The organism is Deferrisoma camini S3R1 (assembly GCF_000526155.1).
GTDB lineage: Bacteria > Desulfobacterota > Deferrisomatia > Deferrisomatales > Deferrisomataceae > Deferrisoma > Deferrisoma camini.
In genome coordinates this window covers 3,740,442-3,756,313 of record NZ_JAFN01000001.1, presented here as the reverse complement: position 1 = coordinate 3,756,313, position 15,872 = coordinate 3,740,442, and the positions used below count along the sequence as shown (strand labels likewise).

The 15,872-nt window shown below is 69.9% G+C and carries 13 protein-coding genes; 6 read left to right on the top strand and 7 right to left on the bottom strand.

The genetic code is table 11. The annotated features are described in order from the left end of the window. Positions 1–11 precede the first annotated feature (11 nt). The 6 genes from DEFCA_RS0116550 to DEFCA_RS0116525 all read right to left on the bottom strand — a co-directional run bounded on the left by DEFCA_RS0116550 (position 12) and on the right by DEFCA_RS0116525 (position 9,255). On the bottom strand, positions 12–1,409 hold the full coding sequence (locus tag DEFCA_RS0116550; RefSeq protein ID WP_025324120.1) for a sigma-54-dependent transcriptional regulator: 1,398 nt from the start codon (positions 1,407–1,409) through the stop codon (positions 12–14). Next, positions 1,406–3,433, bottom strand: a complete 2,028-nt coding sequence (locus DEFCA_RS21015) for a HAMP domain-containing histidine kinase (protein WP_025324119.1) — start codon at positions 3,431–3,433, stop codon at positions 1,406–1,408. The genes DEFCA_RS0116550 and DEFCA_RS21015 overlap by 4 nt, the downstream gene beginning before the upstream one ends. A gap of 89 nt (positions 3,434–3,522) precedes the next feature. Then, positions 3,523–4,884: a DNA repair protein RadA gene (gene radA / locus DEFCA_RS0116540; protein WP_025324118.1), complete on the bottom strand. Its 1,362-nt coding sequence runs from the start codon at positions 4,882–4,884 to the stop codon at positions 3,523–3,525. A gap of 12 nt (positions 4,885–4,896) precedes the next feature. Further along, positions 4,897–5,556 carry a hypothetical protein gene (locus tag DEFCA_RS0116535; RefSeq protein ID WP_025324117.1) on the bottom strand — a complete coding sequence of 220 codons (660 nt, stop codon included), beginning with the start codon at positions 5,554–5,556 and terminating at the stop codon, positions 4,897–4,899. Next, on the bottom strand, positions 5,540–7,213 hold the full coding sequence (locus DEFCA_RS0116530; protein ID WP_025324116.1) for a methyltransferase domain-containing protein: 1,674 nt from the start codon (positions 7,211–7,213) through the stop codon (positions 5,540–5,542). Before DEFCA_RS0116530 ends, DEFCA_RS0116535 begins: the two co-directional genes overlap by 17 nt. A 77-nt stretch (positions 7,214–7,290) precedes the next feature. Beyond that, complete coding sequence (locus DEFCA_RS0116525) at positions 7,291–9,255, bottom strand: hypothetical protein (protein ID WP_029734268.1); 1,965 nt, start codon at positions 9,253–9,255, stop codon at positions 7,291–7,293. 77 nt (positions 9,256–9,332) lie between these two features. On the opposite strand from DEFCA_RS0116525, the gene DEFCA_RS0116520 reads away from it, so the two are divergent. Both DEFCA_RS0116520 and DEFCA_RS0116515 read left to right on the top strand, forming a co-directional pair. Further along, positions 9,333–9,566, top strand: a complete 234-nt coding sequence (locus DEFCA_RS0116520) for a hypothetical protein (RefSeq protein WP_025324114.1) — start codon at positions 9,333–9,335, stop codon at positions 9,564–9,566. Beyond that, positions 9,563–10,006 (top strand): type II toxin-antitoxin system VapC family toxin, encoded by a 444-nt coding sequence (locus DEFCA_RS0116515; protein ID WP_025324113.1) that lies wholly within the window; start codon positions 9,563–9,565, stop codon positions 10,004–10,006. The genes DEFCA_RS0116520 and DEFCA_RS0116515 overlap by 4 nt, the downstream gene beginning before the upstream one ends. Here DEFCA_RS0116515 and DEFCA_RS0116510 read toward each other — a convergent pair. Further along, on the bottom strand, positions 9,976–10,812 hold the full coding sequence (locus DEFCA_RS0116510; protein ID WP_025324112.1) for an AAA family ATPase: 837 nt from the start codon (positions 10,810–10,812) through the stop codon (positions 9,976–9,978). The genes DEFCA_RS0116515 and DEFCA_RS0116510 overlap by 31 nt on opposite strands. A gap of 182 nt (positions 10,813–10,994) precedes the next feature. Between DEFCA_RS0116510 and DEFCA_RS0116505 the strand changes: the two genes are divergently transcribed. The 4 genes from DEFCA_RS0116505 (at position 10,995) to DEFCA_RS19805 (ending at position 15,870) form a co-directional block, all read left to right on the top strand. Then, the gene (locus DEFCA_RS0116505) at positions 10,995–11,174 is read left to right on the top strand and encodes a hypothetical protein (RefSeq protein WP_025324111.1); all 180 of its coding nucleotides are present in this window, start codon (positions 10,995–10,997) and stop codon (positions 11,172–11,174) included. A 72-nt stretch (positions 11,175–11,246) separates the two neighbouring features. Beyond that, on the top strand, positions 11,247–12,617 hold the full coding sequence (locus DEFCA_RS0116500) for a TackOD1 domain-containing metal-binding protein (RefSeq protein ID WP_025324110.1): 1,371 nt from the start codon (positions 11,247–11,249) through the stop codon (positions 12,615–12,617). A 209-nt stretch (positions 12,618–12,826) separates the two neighbouring features. Then, complete coding sequence (locus DEFCA_RS0116495; RefSeq protein WP_169709628.1) at positions 12,827–13,915, top strand: glycosyltransferase family 2 protein; 1,089 nt, start codon at positions 12,827–12,829, stop codon at positions 13,913–13,915. After that, a complete protein-coding gene (locus DEFCA_RS19805) occupies positions 13,912–15,870 on the top strand; it encodes a hypothetical protein (protein ID WP_169709627.1) in 1,959 nt (652 codons plus the stop codon). The genes DEFCA_RS0116495 and DEFCA_RS19805 overlap by 4 nt, the downstream gene beginning before the upstream one ends. Positions 15,871–15,872 lie beyond the last annotated feature (2 nt).

Here is a 15,872-nt window from a genome sequence, read left to right as displayed (position 1 = left end):
GGAGGCCGGCCCTATCCCGACCGGCGGTAGGCGGACAGGTCCAGCCCCAGGGAGTTGAGGAGGCGGTGGACGTGGCGCCGGTTCAGGCCGGCGTGCTTCGCCACCCGGGAGACGTTCCCTCGGTACCGTTGCAGGAGCCCCACCAGGTACCGGCGGGTGGCCTCCTCCACGGCCTGGGACTTCACCTCGGTGTAGGTGAGTGGGGATGCCTCCGGGGCCTCGCTCCCTTGGTGGAGGCCCGGCGGCAGATGCCCGAGATCCAGCACCGGGGGGTCGTGGAACACCAGGGCGTGCTCCAGCAGGTTCACGAGCTCACGGACGTTTCCGGGCCAAGCGTATCCCTCGAGCGTAGCCAGGGCCTGGGGCGTGATCCCCTGGGTTCGCCGGCCCAGACGGCGAGCCAAGCGGGGCAGATGGTGCTCCACCAGGGGAGCCACGTCCTCCGGCCGCTCCCGAAGCGGCGGAATCCGGATCTGGATCACCCGGAGGCGGTAGTACAGATCGGAGCGGAACCGGCCGGCATCCACCTCGGCCTCCAGGTCCCGGTTCGTGGCCGCCACCACCCGGGCCCGGCTGAGGCGCTCCCGGGTCTCCCCCACCCGGGAGAAGGTCCGGGCCTCCAGCACCCGCAGAAGCTTCTTCTGCAGAGGCAGCTCCAGCTCGCCGATCTCGTCGAGGAACACGGTGCCCCGGGCGGCGACCTCGAAGTACCCCGGCCGATCCCGAAGAGCCCCGGTGAAGGCTCCGCGGGTGTGGCCGAACAGCTCGCTCTCCAGAAGCGGACCATGGACCCCTGCGCAGTCCACGGTCACGAACGGCTCGTCACGCCGGCTGCCCCTTCGGTGCAGCGCCCGGGCCACCAACTCCTTGCCCGTGCCGGTCTCCCCGGTCACCAGCACCGTGGAGTCGGTGGAGGCGGCGATCTCCACCGCGCGCCTCACCTCCTCCATCGCGCGGCTGCGGCCCACCAGCCCGCCCCACGGCCCGGCCCGGGCCAGGGCCTCGGAGAGCCCCCGGTTCTGCCGGCGGAGCCGCCCCTGCTCCACCGCCCGACGCAGGGTCAGGTCCACCTCGTCCAGGTCGAAGGGCTTGGTCAAGTAATCGAACATGCCCTTTCGCAGGGCCTCCACCGCCCCCCGGATCGTGCCGTACCCCGTGAGCACCACGACGGGGAGGCCCGGCATGCGCTCCAACAGGGTCTTGCCCAGTTCCAGCCCCCCCATGCCGGGCATTCTGAGGTCCACCACTGCCACGTCCGGCCCCCACTCCGCCGCCTTCTCCACGGCCCGGGCCGGCCGGGTCTCGGCGCACACCTCGTACCCCATGGACACCAGCGCCTTCTCCAGGGCCTGGAGCAACCTCTCGTCGTCGTCCACCAGAAGGATCCGCGCCGCCTCCCCCGGGCTCATGGGTCCTCCTCCACCGGAATCTCCACCCGGAACACGCAGCCCCGGGGCCGACGGTTCTCCACCTCCATTCGGCCACCGTGGCTCCTCACGATCCGAAACGATACCGGCAACCCGAGGCCGGTTCCCTGGCCCACCTCCTTGGTGGTGAAGAACGGCTCGAACACCTTCGGCAGCAGGTGCTCGGGGATGCCGGGCCCCTCGTCCTCCACCTCGAGAACCACCCGGTGCGGCCCCTGGCCGTTCGGCCCTCGGGTGCGCACCCAAACGGCCCCCCCCGCTCCCTGGGCGTCCAGGGCGTTCCCGATCAGGTTCCACAGCACCTGCTTCATGCCGGAGCGGTCCACCCGGACGGCGGGCAGGGCCGGGTCGAGCTGGGTCCGCAGCAAGCACCCCCGGGCCTCGGCCTCGTGGCGGGCCAGCCCCACCACGTCCTGGACCAGCCGGTTGAGGTCCGCGGACACACGACAGGGGCCCTCCAGCCGCGCGAGGTCCAGCAACCCACCCACCTTGTCCTGGATCCGCCGCACCTCGCCCAGCACCACGTTCAGGTCGTCCTGGACCTCGGGGGGCAGATCGGGCCGACGCCGGAGCAGCTGGGCGTAGGTGGCGATGGTGGCCAGCGGGGTGTTCACCTCGTGGGCCACCCCCGCGGCCAGCCGTCCCACGGCCGAGAGCTTGCGTTCCTGCTCCACCTCGGCGTACACCCGCTCCAGCTCCCGTTTCTTCTGCTGGAGGCCCTCGGCCATGGAGTTCAAGGCGCTGGCCAGCCGACCCGCGTCCCCCGGGCCCTCGGGGAGACGGTATTTGAGGTCGCCCTCCCCGATCCGGCGAATGCCCCGGAGCAGGGTGCGGAGCCCCCGGGACTGGTGAACGGCCACGAGCCAGGTCAGCCCCAGCACCCCGAGGGTGGAGAACACCAGGATGTGGATGAAGTTCGACCGGATCCGGTCGGTCTCGCTCAGGATCCGGCCGGCGCTCTCGTAGGCCGGGCCCACCACGTCGTCCTCGGGCACCAGGATCGCGATGCGCCACCCCGGCGGGGCCACCGTTGCAGCCCCCACGAACCACCGCCCTCCGCCTTTCAGGAACCGCACCCCCTCGCCCGTGCCCGGCAGAGAGGCGAACAGGGCGGCCACCTCGGGCTCCCCGGCCTCTCCCAGATCCTGGCCGTGGGCCGGACGGGACGGATCCAGGCCCAGTGCGGCCAACGGAAAGTTCTCGGACGCGGCCAGGATGCGGTTGCCGGAGAGGAGGGCCGAACTGGAGTCCGGAGACAACCGGATGGCCGCGATGTCCCGGAGCAGGTTGTCCACGGTCACATCCATGCCCACCGTGGCCACGTGGTCTCCCCCCACGTAGACCGGCGCCAGGCACGAGATCATCCACTCGCCGCTCAGGGGGTCCAGGTACAGGTCGGTGAACACCTCCTCCCGGGCCGGGTTGTGGGAAGGGTCGGCCAGGTAGTAGAACGGCCAGGTCGTGTAGTCCTTCTCCCGGGGCATGTCCCCGAAGTCCCGCCAGGGATAGGCCCGGGTCAGCCCCTCCTTCAGGATGATCCAGGCCAGAACGATCCGTTCCTCCCGTTCCACCAGGGGCCGCGCCACCACGTCGAACACCTCGGTGGCCCGGGCGAGGCGCGTCAGGTCCGGACGGTACCGGGGCACGAACAGCACGGAGTTTCCGTCGTCGTCGGGGTTGCCGTAGCTGCCGTCCGGGGCGATCCGGTACCGGCTGCCGTTGCGGTAGGGGAACGCCTCCGGGTCGGCTCGGAACGCCTCGGCGAACCGCTGTACCACGTGGATCTCGTCGCGCAGTCGCTGGAACACGCTGGCCAGCCGGGTGGACTCCTGGGCGAGCCGCTCGGTCATCCGGTTGATCTGGGCCGAGATCAGGAGCGCGCGGGTCTCGTCCACCGCCGTGGCCTGGATGGTAACCAGATGTTTGAGGGACAGGCCCGTCATGACCGCGATCGGCGCCAGGGACAGGACGAGGAACCCGAGCAGCAGCTTGGCAGGAAGACCCATGGCACCCCTGGGAATCGGGCGCGGACTCGTTCGCCGCGGGGGAGCGCCGTTCGTCCCCAGGCGCCGAGGCACCGCGTGGACCGTCCGGGCTACCCCAGGCGGTCGAGGAGATCGGCCACCGAAGGCACCCCGATGAGATCGATACCCCCGGTTCCATGCAAATGCCTTGCCGCGGGAAGGGGCACGAACGCCCGTCCGAACCCCAGCTCCCGGGCCTCGGCCAGCCGGGCGTCGGCCCGCGACACGCCCCGCACCTCGCCGGCCAACCCCACCTCGCCGAAGAACACCGCGTCCGCCGGAAGCGGCCGGTCCCGGAACGCACTGATCAGGGCGGCCACCACGGCCAGGTCCACGGCCGGCTCCGCGACCCGGAGCCCCCCGGCCACATTCACGAAGATGTCGTGGGTGGCCAGCGGCAGGCCCAGCCTCCGCTCCAGCAGGGCCGCCAGGATCTGGACCCGGTTGCGCTCCACCCCCGAGGTGGTGCGCTGGGGTGCGGCAAAGGTTGCCGGGGCCACCAGGGCCTGAACCTCCACAAGAAGCGTTCGGGTCCCTTCGAGGCACGGCACCACGGCCGAGCCGGCGGCACCTTTGGGCCGCTCGGCCAGGAACAGGGCCGAGGGGTTGGCCACGCCTTGGAGCCCGGCCTCGCCCATCTCGAACACCCCCACCTCGTTGGTGGATCCGAACCGGTTCTTCACGGCCCGGAGGATCCGGTAGGGGTGGCCCCGGTCGCCCTCGAAGTAGAGCACGGTGTCCACCATGTGCTCCAGCAGCCGGGGCCCGGCCAGGGCCCCCTCCTTGGTCACGTGGCCCACCAGGAACACCGGCACCCCCCGGCCCTTGGCCAGCACCGCCAAGCGCCCCGACACCTCGCGCACCTGGCTCACCGTGCCCGGCGCGCTGCCGATCTCGGGGGAGTACAGGGTCTGGACGCTGTCGGCCACCAGGATCTCGGGCCCCACCCGGTCCACGGCCGCGAGCACCCGGCCCAGATCGGTCTCGCTCAACACGTACAGGCCGGGCGGAGGGCCGCCCAGCCGGTCGGCCCGCATGCGGATCTGGCGGGCCGACTCCTCGCCCGTGACGTAGAGCGCTTTGCGGCCGCTCCGGGCCTGGGCCTGGACCAACTGGAGGAGCAGGGTGGACTTTCCGATGCCCGGGTCCCCCCCCACCAGCACGGCCGACCCGGCCACGATGCCCCCGCCCAGCACCCGGTCGAGCTCGGGCAGGCCCGAGGGCCACCGGCTCTCCGCCCCTCCCTCCACCTCGGCGAGCGGCGCCACCTCGGCCGAGGTGGCGAGCCCCGCATAGGCCCCCTTGGCGGGGGCGGCCTCCTGCCGCACCTCGGCGAGGCTGCCCCACGCCCCGCAGTCGGGGCACCGGCCCAGCCACTTGGGGCTCTGGGCCCCGCACTGCTGGCACTCGAACACGGTCCGGGTCTTGGCCATGGGGGACCCGATCTACGGGCGGTAAAAGGGGGTGCGCACCCGAAAACGGCGAACCATTCGATCCACGTACCTGCCCCCTTGTAGGGCTTCCGGCACCCCAGAAGGATAGAGGTCGAGAGACTCCGGCTCCCCTGGGTCTAACAGCGTCACCCCCACCACCTCGTAAAGCTCGGGGGGTTCATCGGGTCGGGTGCGGCCCGAGATTCCTTGCAGGAGGGCAACGGCCTCACCGAGCACCGTCCCGAAGGCCTTCGAGGTGCGATCTGCCTCGGATTTTCCCAGGAACAGGAGATGTCCGCACACCGCGTACGGGAACCGCTTGTGAAGCTCCAGCGCCTCCATCACCATGTCCCGGTACCGGTTCTTCAGATTCTTCGGAACATCGTAAAGGAGCCCCTTTGTTCCGGAGGAGAGAAGAAGCCCGTGCTTTTCGTCCGACAGGTACGCATCCACGCCCTTCGTCCCGTATCCTCCCATGAACTGCTTGTCCCGGCCCCGTGGCGCCCTGACGCCCGGCAGGCCGGCCTCCCGAAATGCGTCGGCGAGCGCCTCGGTCACCTGACTGCTCAACGCTTCGGTGTAGTTCTTTTTCTCCGCACGGGTGCCGTTGGCGCCGGGCGCCGGAATGCTCGCCAGAACACCTCGCAGCCGCGCCTCAAGCCGGGTCCCCATCGGCCGGTCTCCTTTCTGCCGGGTTCGGGGTCCGCGCAGGTCTACGACGCTTCCGTCGCTCGACCAACCGGTGCCACGCGTCTCGCAGAACAAGCACCTCTTCCTCGGCCATCCCCAGTCCCCGGATCAGCAGGAGCTCATCGGCCCGGGCAATGGCCCCTTCAAACTCGCCTTGCCGCAGGCACGCGTCCACCCGTTGCGCAACCCTGTCCAGATCCTCGGCCTCCACCGGGGGGAAGGGAAGCGGAATCGCGGCACACTCTGTGGGTTCCAGCTTCAACACCCCCCCGCCGTACACCCGGCCTTCCAACTCCATGGCCAGCAATCCCAGGGAGGTGTACGCGGCCAACGCGACCCGCCGTGGATCGACGTGGTCCTTTTGCAACCGCACCCCGTGCAAGCTGTTCGCGAACACCGCCCCTGCCCGGTTTACGCTGACCCGCGGCAGATCGCCGATCATGTAGGACCAGAACACGTCCGCCGTGTAGACCCCCGGGACCCTCCACCAGGGACGCCGGGTTCGGCATTTGTACCGGTCAGGCACACCCTCCTGCTCCCCCAACCTGCACCACCGGGCCAGAGCATCGGCAGTGGCGGCGCCGAACAACCCATCCTCCGGCACGACCAGATGATGGGCCACCCCCCTGGCCTCCAAAGCTCGGACGTCCTCCTCGGAGAAGAAAAGCCCCCTCAGGGATTTCGCGCTTCGGGCCGCCGGAACAAGCCAACGGCTGGGCATGCCCAATTCCGCCCCTTCGTCGAGGGTCCGGTGGAAAAAGCCGTTGTCCCCCGAAACATATCCGTTCACGACCCGTCCGATGGACCCCAACGTGCGTACGTACCGAGACCCCCTCCACCGGTGCCACACCTTCCGGGCCTCCGGTCCGATCAGCGCCTCTCCGAACCGAACCGTTCCCGCCACGACGAGCGGTACGCTGGGCGGCTCCACGTCCAACAGCCGGAGCAAACCCTCGGGATCGCCCACATCCACCCACTCCATGCGGTCCGAGGCCTTTCCACGCTCCTCAGCCAACAGAAGAAACGTCTCCTCCTGGGCCTCCGGGAACAGATTCCGGTCGAACCCGAGGAGTCGGAGACGCCCGAAGTGTTTCAGGAGGCCCCGCAACGTCGCCACCCCGTACTGGGCGTGCACGAGCTCTGCGGGCACGACCATCGCCAGGTCTCCCCCCGTCTCCAGGAATCGCGTGGCATGGAGCAGAAACGGGGCCCAGGAGGAGGTGAGCCCCGTCAGGCGCACCCCCATCTCCGCGGCGGATGTGAGGGCCCGGCGCCGCGTTTCTCCCCGGAAACTCTGGTACCGGACGTAGGGCGGGTTTCCCACCACAAGATCCACCGACCCGAGGTCTGCCGGGGAAAGCTCGAAAAAATCCCCTCGGATCCAGCGCGCATCCGAGTCCGCGCCGTTCAGCCTCTGCTGCGCCATGGCGAGCGCTTCAGGGTCCAGGTCGCATCCGATCAGCTCCGGCACGCCCCTGCGGGCGGCGGCCTCCAGGAACCGGCCGTCTCCGCAGGATGGGTCCAGAACCCGGCGCCGCGGCTTTCGTGCCCCCCAAGCAACGAGGAACTCCACCACGGCCCCGTCGGTGTAGAACGCGCCAAGCCTCTTACGGGTGGATGAATCAAGGTGTAGGCCCATCGTTCTTGTCTCGCGCCCCGAACCGGTCTGGGAATCTCCCGGCACCGTACCACGCCCCCACGCGGGGCGGAAGCGGCCTACCAGATGTAGTCCGCCGCGATGTCGCGCTTGTCTTTGCCCCAGAGGATGTGGACCACCCGCAGGCGCTTGAGCCGCTGGGGGCTCAGGGTGCCCAGGGGGATGTACACGATCCTTCGGTCGAGCCACCCGGCGTACTGCTTCAGGAACGCCCGGGGCGGCCGGGGGGCGCAGTACACCACGAATCGGTCCTCGGAGTAGTCGATGCCGGCGGCCAGGAGCCGCTCGGCCGGGGTGCGGGTCCAGGCGTAGTCCGGGTCGGTCCACACGTCGGCCATCCTGAGCGGCGGGTACGACAGCAGGAACCCCCCGTACTCGCACCGGCAGATGCCGGGCCCCACCACGTTGTCCAGGGGCGGCGTGGCGTAGAACGCCATGTCCGACTCCTGCTGGTGCTCGCCCAGCCAGGTCATGGTGAAGGGGTGGCGCTCGAGCCCCGGGTCCTCGTCGAAGATCACCACCACGCTTCCCACCCCGCCCGGCACCTTGCGGAACTCCTTGACGTAGATCTCCCCCTCGGGCAGGTGGCGCAGGGTCTCGCGCATGTCGATGCCGTCGAGCATCGAGCCCCGGAACGGCTCGGACCGGGCCGCCTCCTCCGAGAGCACCCGGCCGGCCTTCTGCTGGAGCCACCGGCCGAACGCCTCGATCACCTCGTCCTCGGGCGGGTAGGAGCACACGGCCTGGGGGTCGAACCCATCGAGCCACTCCCCCGGGTGCTTCTCGCCCTTGCGCCGGCGGGGCACCTTGAGGACCCGGCGCTTGGTCCGGCCCAGCCGGCGCCGGATCCGGATGCGGCGCGAGCCCATCCGGAGCTCCTCGGCCGAGAGCTCCACCGCGGCCAGGTCGTCGGCCCCGGCCTGCCAGGGCATGTGACCGGCGAGCCGCAGCACGGCGAAGGCGAAGTTGTCGTCGGCCACGGACCGCGCCCCCTCGACGAGCTGATAGAGGTCGGGCAGCAGCCGCCCCTCCAGCAGGGCCCAGTTGCGCAGGTACCGGAACAGGGTGCGCACCTGCCAGGGCTCCAGGGCCTCCCCGGTCTCCTGGCGGTAGTGGCGGCCGGCCAGCCGCACCAGGTGGTACAGGCACCGTTGCCGATCCAGGGGTGCGCCCGGCGGGCCGTTGCGGGCCGCGGCCCAGGCCACGGCATCGTCCAGGGCCTTTTTCTCGTCCCACCGGGCCCGGCCCGTGAGGATCTCCAACGCCCCGACGCGCTTCCGCACCGTGGAGCCGTCGAGGTCCGGCTCGGCCACGGGCCCGGCGCGCCGCATCTCGTACACGGCCTGGACGAACGGGATCTCGCTCGACACCTCGGGGAGGCTCGCGGAGGCCAGGTGAAAGAGCCGCACCCCCTCGCGCCGGATCCGGGCCAGGGGCTGGGCGTGGGGCCCGGGGAGCATGCGGCCCACCCGCTCCAGGTGCGCCAGCCCGCACACGAACAGCACCCGCTCCCCCGGCCCGGCGGCCCCGGCCAGGCCGGCGGCCATGGCCCGCTCCCGACGCAGGTCGGCCTGGGTGGCGGGGTAGGCGCGCTCCCGGAGGCAGGCCTCCACATAGGCCCGGTGGCCGATGCGGGCCACGGTGTAGGGGTCGGGGAACGGCTCGTCGTGCTCGGGGGGCTGGTCGATGTCCGCGTCCACGAAAAGGAGCGGCAGTTCGGCCTCAAGGCCCAAGCGCAGCGCCTCCACGAACGGGTCGGCCGGCTCCACCAGCCAGTAGACGGCCTCGCCGTCCGCGGTCTCGTAGGTCACCACCGACACCCGGGGCAGCCGGTCCACGGCGCGCAGCACGGCGGCCCGCAGGGTGGGCGGCAACTCCACCGCCACGGCCGTGGGCCGCACCCACCGGAACGCCCGGGCCACGGCCCCGGCGAACTCCACCCGGCCGTGGAGCACCGGCACGGCCACGACCTCCCCGCCGCCGGGGGCCTCCCAACGGGCCAGGTACAGCTCGTCTTTACGCATGCCGGAGTCCCCCCATTGCGGGTCGCGAGTCGTCCGGGTACACTATTGTTGAAGATTTCAACACCAGGAGGTGCCCCATGGCCACGGTGAATTTCAGCGTTCCCGACGAGGTCAAAAAGGCCTTCAACGAAACCTTTGCGGGCCGGAACAAGAGCGCCATCATCGCCAAGCTCATGATGGACGCGGTGGAAGAGGAGCGTCGCCGGATCCGGCGGGCCCGGGCCGTCGAGGCGATCTTGGAACTCCGGGCCACGGCCCCTGCATGCACCGCCGAAGAGGTCCGCACCGCACGGGAAGAGGGCAGGCCGTGAACACGGTGGTGGTGGATGCGAGCGTCACGGTCAAGTGGGTCCTGCCCGACCGGCCCGGCGAGGACCACGTTGGGCCGGCCATCGACCTTTTTCGAGATATCCAGGCGGGATCCGTGGCCCCCCTCCAGCCGCCCCACTGGCTCGCCGAGACGGGTGCCGTGATCGCCCGCCTCGCCCCGAACCTGGCCCGGACCGCGGTCCGCCTACTGTGGGCTCTCGAGTTTCCGGTCCTCAACACCCTGGAACTCTATGAGACGGCTACGGATCTCTCGGTACGGCTGGGCCACCATTTGTTCGACACGCTGTACCACGCCGCCGCGCTCCTGAGCCCCCACGCGATTTGCTACACGGCCGACGAAACATACCTGGCCAAGGCGCGGGGGCTGGGTCGAATCGCCCCGATCTCGTCCTACGCACGCCGTTCCGGAAACTTGAGGTAGGCCAGCGCCTCCTCGCCAATCACCTGCTCCAGGGCCCGGGGCACCCAGGCCACCGGGTCCTCCCCGGAGGACCGGGCGAGCTTCAGGGCGTAGCGGGCCGCGTTGATCCCGTCGCGCACGCCGTAGGGCTCGTCGGCGGCGTGGGCCGCCTGCAGGAACCCCACCACGTACCGCAGCAGGTCCTCGGGGGCGAAGGGCAGGTTCTCCCGCAGGATCGCCAGCTCCTCGTCGGCCTCGGGAAAGTCCACCTGGATCTGGGGCTGGAGCCGGGTGTGGATGTACTCGGGGATCTCGTAGGTGGAGGCGTCCTCGTTCATGGTGACGGCCAGCCGGAAGTCCGGGTGGGCCCGGACCTGGAGACCGGTCAGCACCGACTCCACGTACCGCCGGTCGTCCAGGAGAGGAGCGAGCGAGGCCCAGCTCTTCTCGCTCATGCGGTTGCCCTCGTCCAGCACGCACACCCCGCCCCGCACGGCCGCCGTCACCAGCGAGCTGGCCACGTACTGGATCTTCCCGTCGGGCCCCACCACCGGGCTCACCACCAGGTCCTCGGGGCGGGTGTCCATGGTGGCCTGGAACAGGTACACCTCCCGCCCGAGCCGCCGGGCCGCGGCGAACGCCAGGGTGGTCTTGCCGACCCCGGGCCGGCCCACGAGCCGGGGGGTCATGGGGCGGTCCCGCTCGTCCAGGACCATCCAGGCCGCGAGCACCTGGCGCACCAGATCCTCCCGCCCCACCCAGGGCAGGTCCAGGTCGGCCGGCCGGGCCAGGTGGAGGGTCACGCCGTCGATGGTAACCTGTCGCATATCGTTCCTCGTCGGGAAGCGGATCGGCAGAAGCGGAGGGTCGGACAGCGGTGCATTATCCCCCACGGCTCGCCAACGCCTCAAGGAGTGGATCCTCGCCCTCTGGACGGTGGCCTTGGCGTGCTCGCCTGCCCGGGCCAAACGGGTGGATCTGGAGGTAACGGGCCACCGTGTGGACGCCCATGGCCGGACTTCTGAGGTTCCTATGGCTCCACGTGCCGAACCGAAGTGATCCGGTAAACCTCTCGGCCGAGCTCCTCCGGGCCGGGCTCTCCCGGGCCATCCGGCATTTCGAGTATCCCCGAAGGCAAGAGTTCCTGGATCTGGAACGGCGGACCCGGAACGCCCGCCGGAGCCTCTGATCTCAAGACCGCCGCTTCCGAAGACGATAACAGACCGGGGGCTGCGGCAAGAGGGTCCCCGAGGAAACTCCCATGGCTTACGTTCTCGTCACCGACGTTCCCGTCCCCCACCTCCTCGATCGGCTGAAAGCCCGCCACCCCGTGCGTGTGCGAGCCGGCGACGAAGGACCCGGAACCCCGGCCGTCACCGACCGGGTGCTCCTTTTCCACGCGAACGACCAGAAGGTCTCCGGCTGGCTCCGGGATCTGCGGCGCAACCCTTCCACCGCGCTCTGCCCCGTCGCGGCAGCGGAGAGCCCCGAGGGCCACCGGGCCGATGAGGACCGTCTCTTTGCCGATGCCCTCTGGCCCCTGGGCGGGAGCGAGGCGGCCCTGGAGCGCGTCCTCGGACGGCTGGACCAGGTGGGGGAGGCCGTGGCAGCCCTCCCCCCGCCGGACTCCAGGGCCACCGCCACGCAGTTGCGCGAGGTGAGCCTGCTCCGGTTCTTGACCACCCGGGGGGTCGAACGGCTCGACCCGGTACGCCACCCCACGGCCACCAAGGGGTACAACCTGCCGCTCGCCGGGCTGATCCTCGGGCTTCCCCGAGGCGAGGAGTTCGCCCTGTGCGAGGAACTCGCGGCGGTGGGACTTTTTGAGAAAGAGTTTCGCGATCGGATCCATCTGTGCCCGTACTGCGGTCACTATGCGATCAACTTCCGGGAGGTGTGTCCCTCGTGCCGGTCGCCCCGGATCCAAGTCGTCGCCAACGTGCATCATTACCGGTGCGGCCACGTGGCCCCGGAACCCGACTTCCGCGAAGGCGAAGACCTCATATGCCCGAAGTGCCGACGGATCCTCCGGCACGTGGGGGTGGACTTCGACCGGCCCAACGAGGTGGCGCGGTGCCTCGACTGTGGAGCGGTTTCCACCGAACCCGAAGTGGAGTGCCTGAGTCTCGTATGCGGCAAGGTGTTCGGACCGGACGTGGCACGCAAATTCGACGTGGCGTCCTACTCTCTCACGGCGAGGGGAGCCGCGGCGGCGGAGGCGGGGCAGATCCCGTCCCGGAGTTTGGGGGAACTGCTGCGCGAGCACGTTCACACGGAAGAGCCTGAAACGTTTGCGAGCATCCTCAGGCTAGCCCGACATGTCGCTGATCGGTACGGGAGACCGTACACCCTGGTCGAGGTCGTGCTGGGCGCCCGGGATTATCTCCTCCAACAGATCGGTCCGGTGGAACTCCTGCGGTTGCTGCGATCCTTCGTCGAGATCTTGCGAGGAAATCTGCGAGAAACCGACGTCGTCTGTCCTCTGGGAGAAGACCGCTTCCGCGTACTTTTACTGGAAACCCCCGGCGATGGCGCCCGGAAGGGAATGGGGCGAGCCGTGAAAGAGGTGGTGGAACGCCTTGCCGGAATTGACCTGGGCATCCGTCTCGAGTGGATCGAGGAACGCTCGTGATCGGCTGGGAAGACCGGCTTATCAACGTATTCGACTACTTGTTTGGTGCCGGGCTCGACCGAACGGTCCGACTGTTTTGGCACTTCTTTTTCCTTGATTTTCCGCGGTACCTCGTCACGGATGTGGTTCTCATCGCATACCTATGGCTCTATCGCCCGGTGCCACCCCAACCGGCGGACCGTGACGCCTTCGGGGGGCGTAACCCACTGGTGACGGTGGTGATCCCGGTTCTGAACGAGGCCGACACCGTCATGCGCACGGTGGAGTCCCTCCAAGACCAGACCTACCACCCCGTCGAGATCGTGCTCGTGGACGACGGAAGCACCGACGGCACCCCAGAGGTGTGCACTCAGGTTCAGAAGCGGTTCCCGAACGTCCGGTTTTTCCGGAACGTGGAGCGGGAGGGAAAGTCGCCAACCCTCAACCTGGGCGCCCGATACGCCAGGGGGGAGGTGTTCGTGTTCGTCGACTCCGACACGACCTTCGACCGGGACGCGATCGCCCACATGGTAGGCCACCTCCGAGATCCCCAGGTCGGGTGTGTGGCCGGGAACGTGCGAGTGCGAAACCCCCGGGTGAACCTGCTCACCGAGCTCCAAAACCTAGAGTACGGATTTGCCATCGCGGTGGGCCGGCGCATCCGTGCGGCCATGGGAACCCTGCCCATCGTTTCGGGGGCGTTCGGCGCATTCCGCCGGGAGGTGTTCGAGGCCGTGGGGGGCTACGACCCGGGACCGGGCAACGACTCGGATCTCACGGCGAAATTCCGCAAGCTCGGTTACCGTGTGAGCTTTGCGCCCGAGGCGATCTGCATGACCAATGTGCCTACGCGGCTCGGCGCCCTGTTTCGCCAGCGACGTCGCTGGGCCCGGAACCTCGCGAAGAACCGGCTGTTCAAACATGGAGACGTGTTCAGCCCGTTCCGGGCCGTGTGGCGGCCCGAGAACGCAGTGTCCAGCGCCGACAGCGTGTTTTTCCATGTGGTGCTGGCGATGACCTCGATCGTTTACCTCATCGATATGATCCTCCATTACCCGACGATCCTGCCCTGGGTGATCCTCGGAAATTACGTCCTGTACCTTCTGGCGGAGGTGTTCGAGGCGACCGTAATGATCGGCTTCTCGGAGAGGCCCGGGGTGGACGCTCGTGGGCTTGCCTATCTTCCCCTGTTCAACCTCTACAAGCGGCTGCTCAAGTTCGCCCGGGTATCCGGGTACCTCGAGGAGATCCTGTCCAAGGGGTCATACCGGGATCCCTTCGCCCCCTTCAAAGTCCGGTCCCGGATGGATCGGTGGTGAGGACCGCCGTGACCGGACGGGTGGCACTAACGCTGTTCTCTCTGGTGGTGGCCGCGCGGGCCTGGGCCGGCCCGTCGCCTGATTTCGCGTGTGTGCCCGAGATCCAGGAGGTCGAGGCGCGTCTCGCACGGGTCGAGGAGCGCCTCCGGGCCTACGACGACACCCTATGGGAGATCCGGGGGTCGTACTTCTATTACCCGGACCCCAACCTCACCGAGGAGGATCTAACCGGCACCCAGCAGCGGGCCGATCTCTACCTCCGCTACCCCCTGTGGGAGCGGTTCCGGCGTCTGCCGCTCGAACGGCAACGTCTCGAGGCGGAGATCGAGGCCCTCCGGGCCGAGCGGGACGAACGGGTCCGGACCCAGGCGGCCCGCGCCCGCGCAGCCCAGGCCCGCCACGCCCGAGCCCGAGAGCTCGCGCGGCGGGCCCGGGAGCGCGCCGGGCGTCTGGACGAGGAGGCACGCCGTCTCGAGGGGCTCTGGCTCGACAAGGTGGTCCTGTTGGAAGACGTGCTCGCCGCCCGGAGGGACCGCGACGAGGCCCTTGCCGAAGCGGCCCGCTGGGACGCCGAAGCCCGCACGGCGTGGGAGGAGTGGAGGGGGGCACAGTGCGCCCCGCCCGATCCGGAGCGGGACCTCGATCCGGTGGTGTTCCCCGATCCGTCGTGCGATTCCTCCCCAGGGCCCCCGGCGTCCCTGCTCCGGCGCGCTCGCCTGGAGCGGGAACTGGGAGAGGAGCTTGGACGGAGCGGCGCCCGGCTGGACTTCGAAACCGGTTACACCTGGGAGGAGGACGTGGACGAGGGACTGCAAGGGGGTGGCCGCATCGGGATCCGATTCGTCTGGCCGCTGGGGGGCTCCGAAAGGCGGGGAGCCCGGGCCGCGGCCCGCCGCTGGGAGGCCCGGGCCCGGGCGCAGGCCGTTCGAGCCGGGGAGCAGCGGGTGGCCCTGTGGGCCCGGGTGGACGCGCTGGTGGCGGAGGATCGTCTGGCCAGGACCGAGGCGGCGCTCGCCGCCGAGCGGGAGCGGACCCGGTCGCTTCGAGGCGATCCACCGCGGCCGGCCCCGGACCCGTTGGAGCGGGCCTGGGACGTGTACCTGGAGGCCCTGGAGCTCCACGCCCGCCTGTTTCCGGCGGGGGTCCCCGCCTGCGAGCGCCCCCCGAAGGCGGTATTCCGACCGCCCCAACGCCTCACCGGCCTTCGAAAGAACCCGCCACGGGGCGTGTACGTGTGGGGTGGCCCCTCGGCGCTGGGCGACCCATCCGAGGCCGTGGCGTTCTGCCGGACGAAAGGGATCGACCGGATCTACCTCTCCCCCGGAGGGACCGAGCTGGACCCGTTTTCCGGGGGGTGGGAACGGGTGCTTCGGGAGCTCGTCCGGGCCGGGATCGAGGTCCACCTCCTGCTGGGGGAGAACCGCTGGGCCGAGCCCGGAGGCGTGGACCGGTTCCGGAAACGCCTGACCGAATTCGAGACCTTCCAGACGGCGGCCCCGATCCCGTTCCAGGGCCTCCACCTGGACGTGGAGCCCCAGGCCCTCGCCGCTTGGCCTCGCGAAAAGGAGAACCTGATTCAAGGACTCGTCGAGGTGGTGGAGACGGCCCGTCGAACCTTGGACTCGCTGCCCACGTCGGTGCCGCTGACGGCTTCGTTCCCCCTCTGGCTGGCCCAGGGGGCGTCCCCCGAGCTCGTGCGTCGGTTGGCGGCGGCCCTTGATGGGGCGGTGCTCATGGCCTACGGAAGGCCCAGGGCCGACCGGGTGTCGGCCGCGGCCGGAAGCTGGAGGCCGACGCCTTGCTGGCCGGCGGTAAACGCCCGGGAGGCTGCCACCGAGGGGGAGTTGGAGCGGGAGATCCGGCGGCTCGCCGAGCTATGGCCGAACGCGCCCCGCGTCGAGGTGCACGACTGGGCCCACTGGCGCCGGGCGGCCCGGGCCGTCCCGGGAGAGTGACC

What these genes read in the sequence shown, in the direction of transcription:
- DEFCA_RS0116550 (WP_025324120.1), bottom strand. Translation starts at nt 1,409, where the DNA reads ATGAGCCCGGGGGAGGCGGCGCGGATCCTTCTGGTGGACGACGACGAG.
- DEFCA_RS21015 (WP_025324119.1), bottom strand. Translation starts at nt 3,433, where the DNA reads ATGGGTCTTCCTGCCAAGCTGCTGCTCGGGTTCCTCGTCCTGTCCCTG.
- radA (WP_025324118.1), bottom strand. Translation starts at nt 4,884, where the DNA reads ATGGCCAAGACCCGGACCGTGTTCGAGTGCCAGCAGTGCGGGGCCCAG.
- DEFCA_RS0116535 (WP_025324117.1), bottom strand. Translation starts at nt 5,556, where the DNA reads ATGGGGACCCGGCTTGAGGCGCGGCTGCGAGGTGTTCTGGCGAGCATT.
- DEFCA_RS0116530 (WP_025324116.1), bottom strand. Translation starts at nt 7,213, where the DNA reads ATGGGCCTACACCTTGATTCATCCACCCGTAAGAGGCTTGGCGCGTTC.
- DEFCA_RS0116525 (WP_029734268.1), bottom strand. Translation starts at nt 9,255, where the DNA reads ATGCGTAAAGACGAGCTGTACCTGGCCCGTTGGGAGGCCCCCGGCGGC.
- DEFCA_RS0116520 (WP_025324114.1), top strand. Translation starts at nt 9,333, where the DNA reads ATGGCCACGGTGAATTTCAGCGTTCCCGACGAGGTCAAAAAGGCCTTC.
- DEFCA_RS0116510 (WP_025324112.1), bottom strand. Translation starts at nt 10,812, where the DNA reads ATGCGACAGGTTACCATCGACGGCGTGACCCTCCACCTGGCCCGGCCG.
- DEFCA_RS0116505 (WP_025324111.1), top strand. Translation starts at nt 10,995, where the DNA reads ATGGCCGGACTTCTGAGGTTCCTATGGCTCCACGTGCCGAACCGAAGT.
- DEFCA_RS0116500 (WP_025324110.1), top strand. Translation starts at nt 11,247, where the DNA reads ATGGCTTACGTTCTCGTCACCGACGTTCCCGTCCCCCACCTCCTCGAT.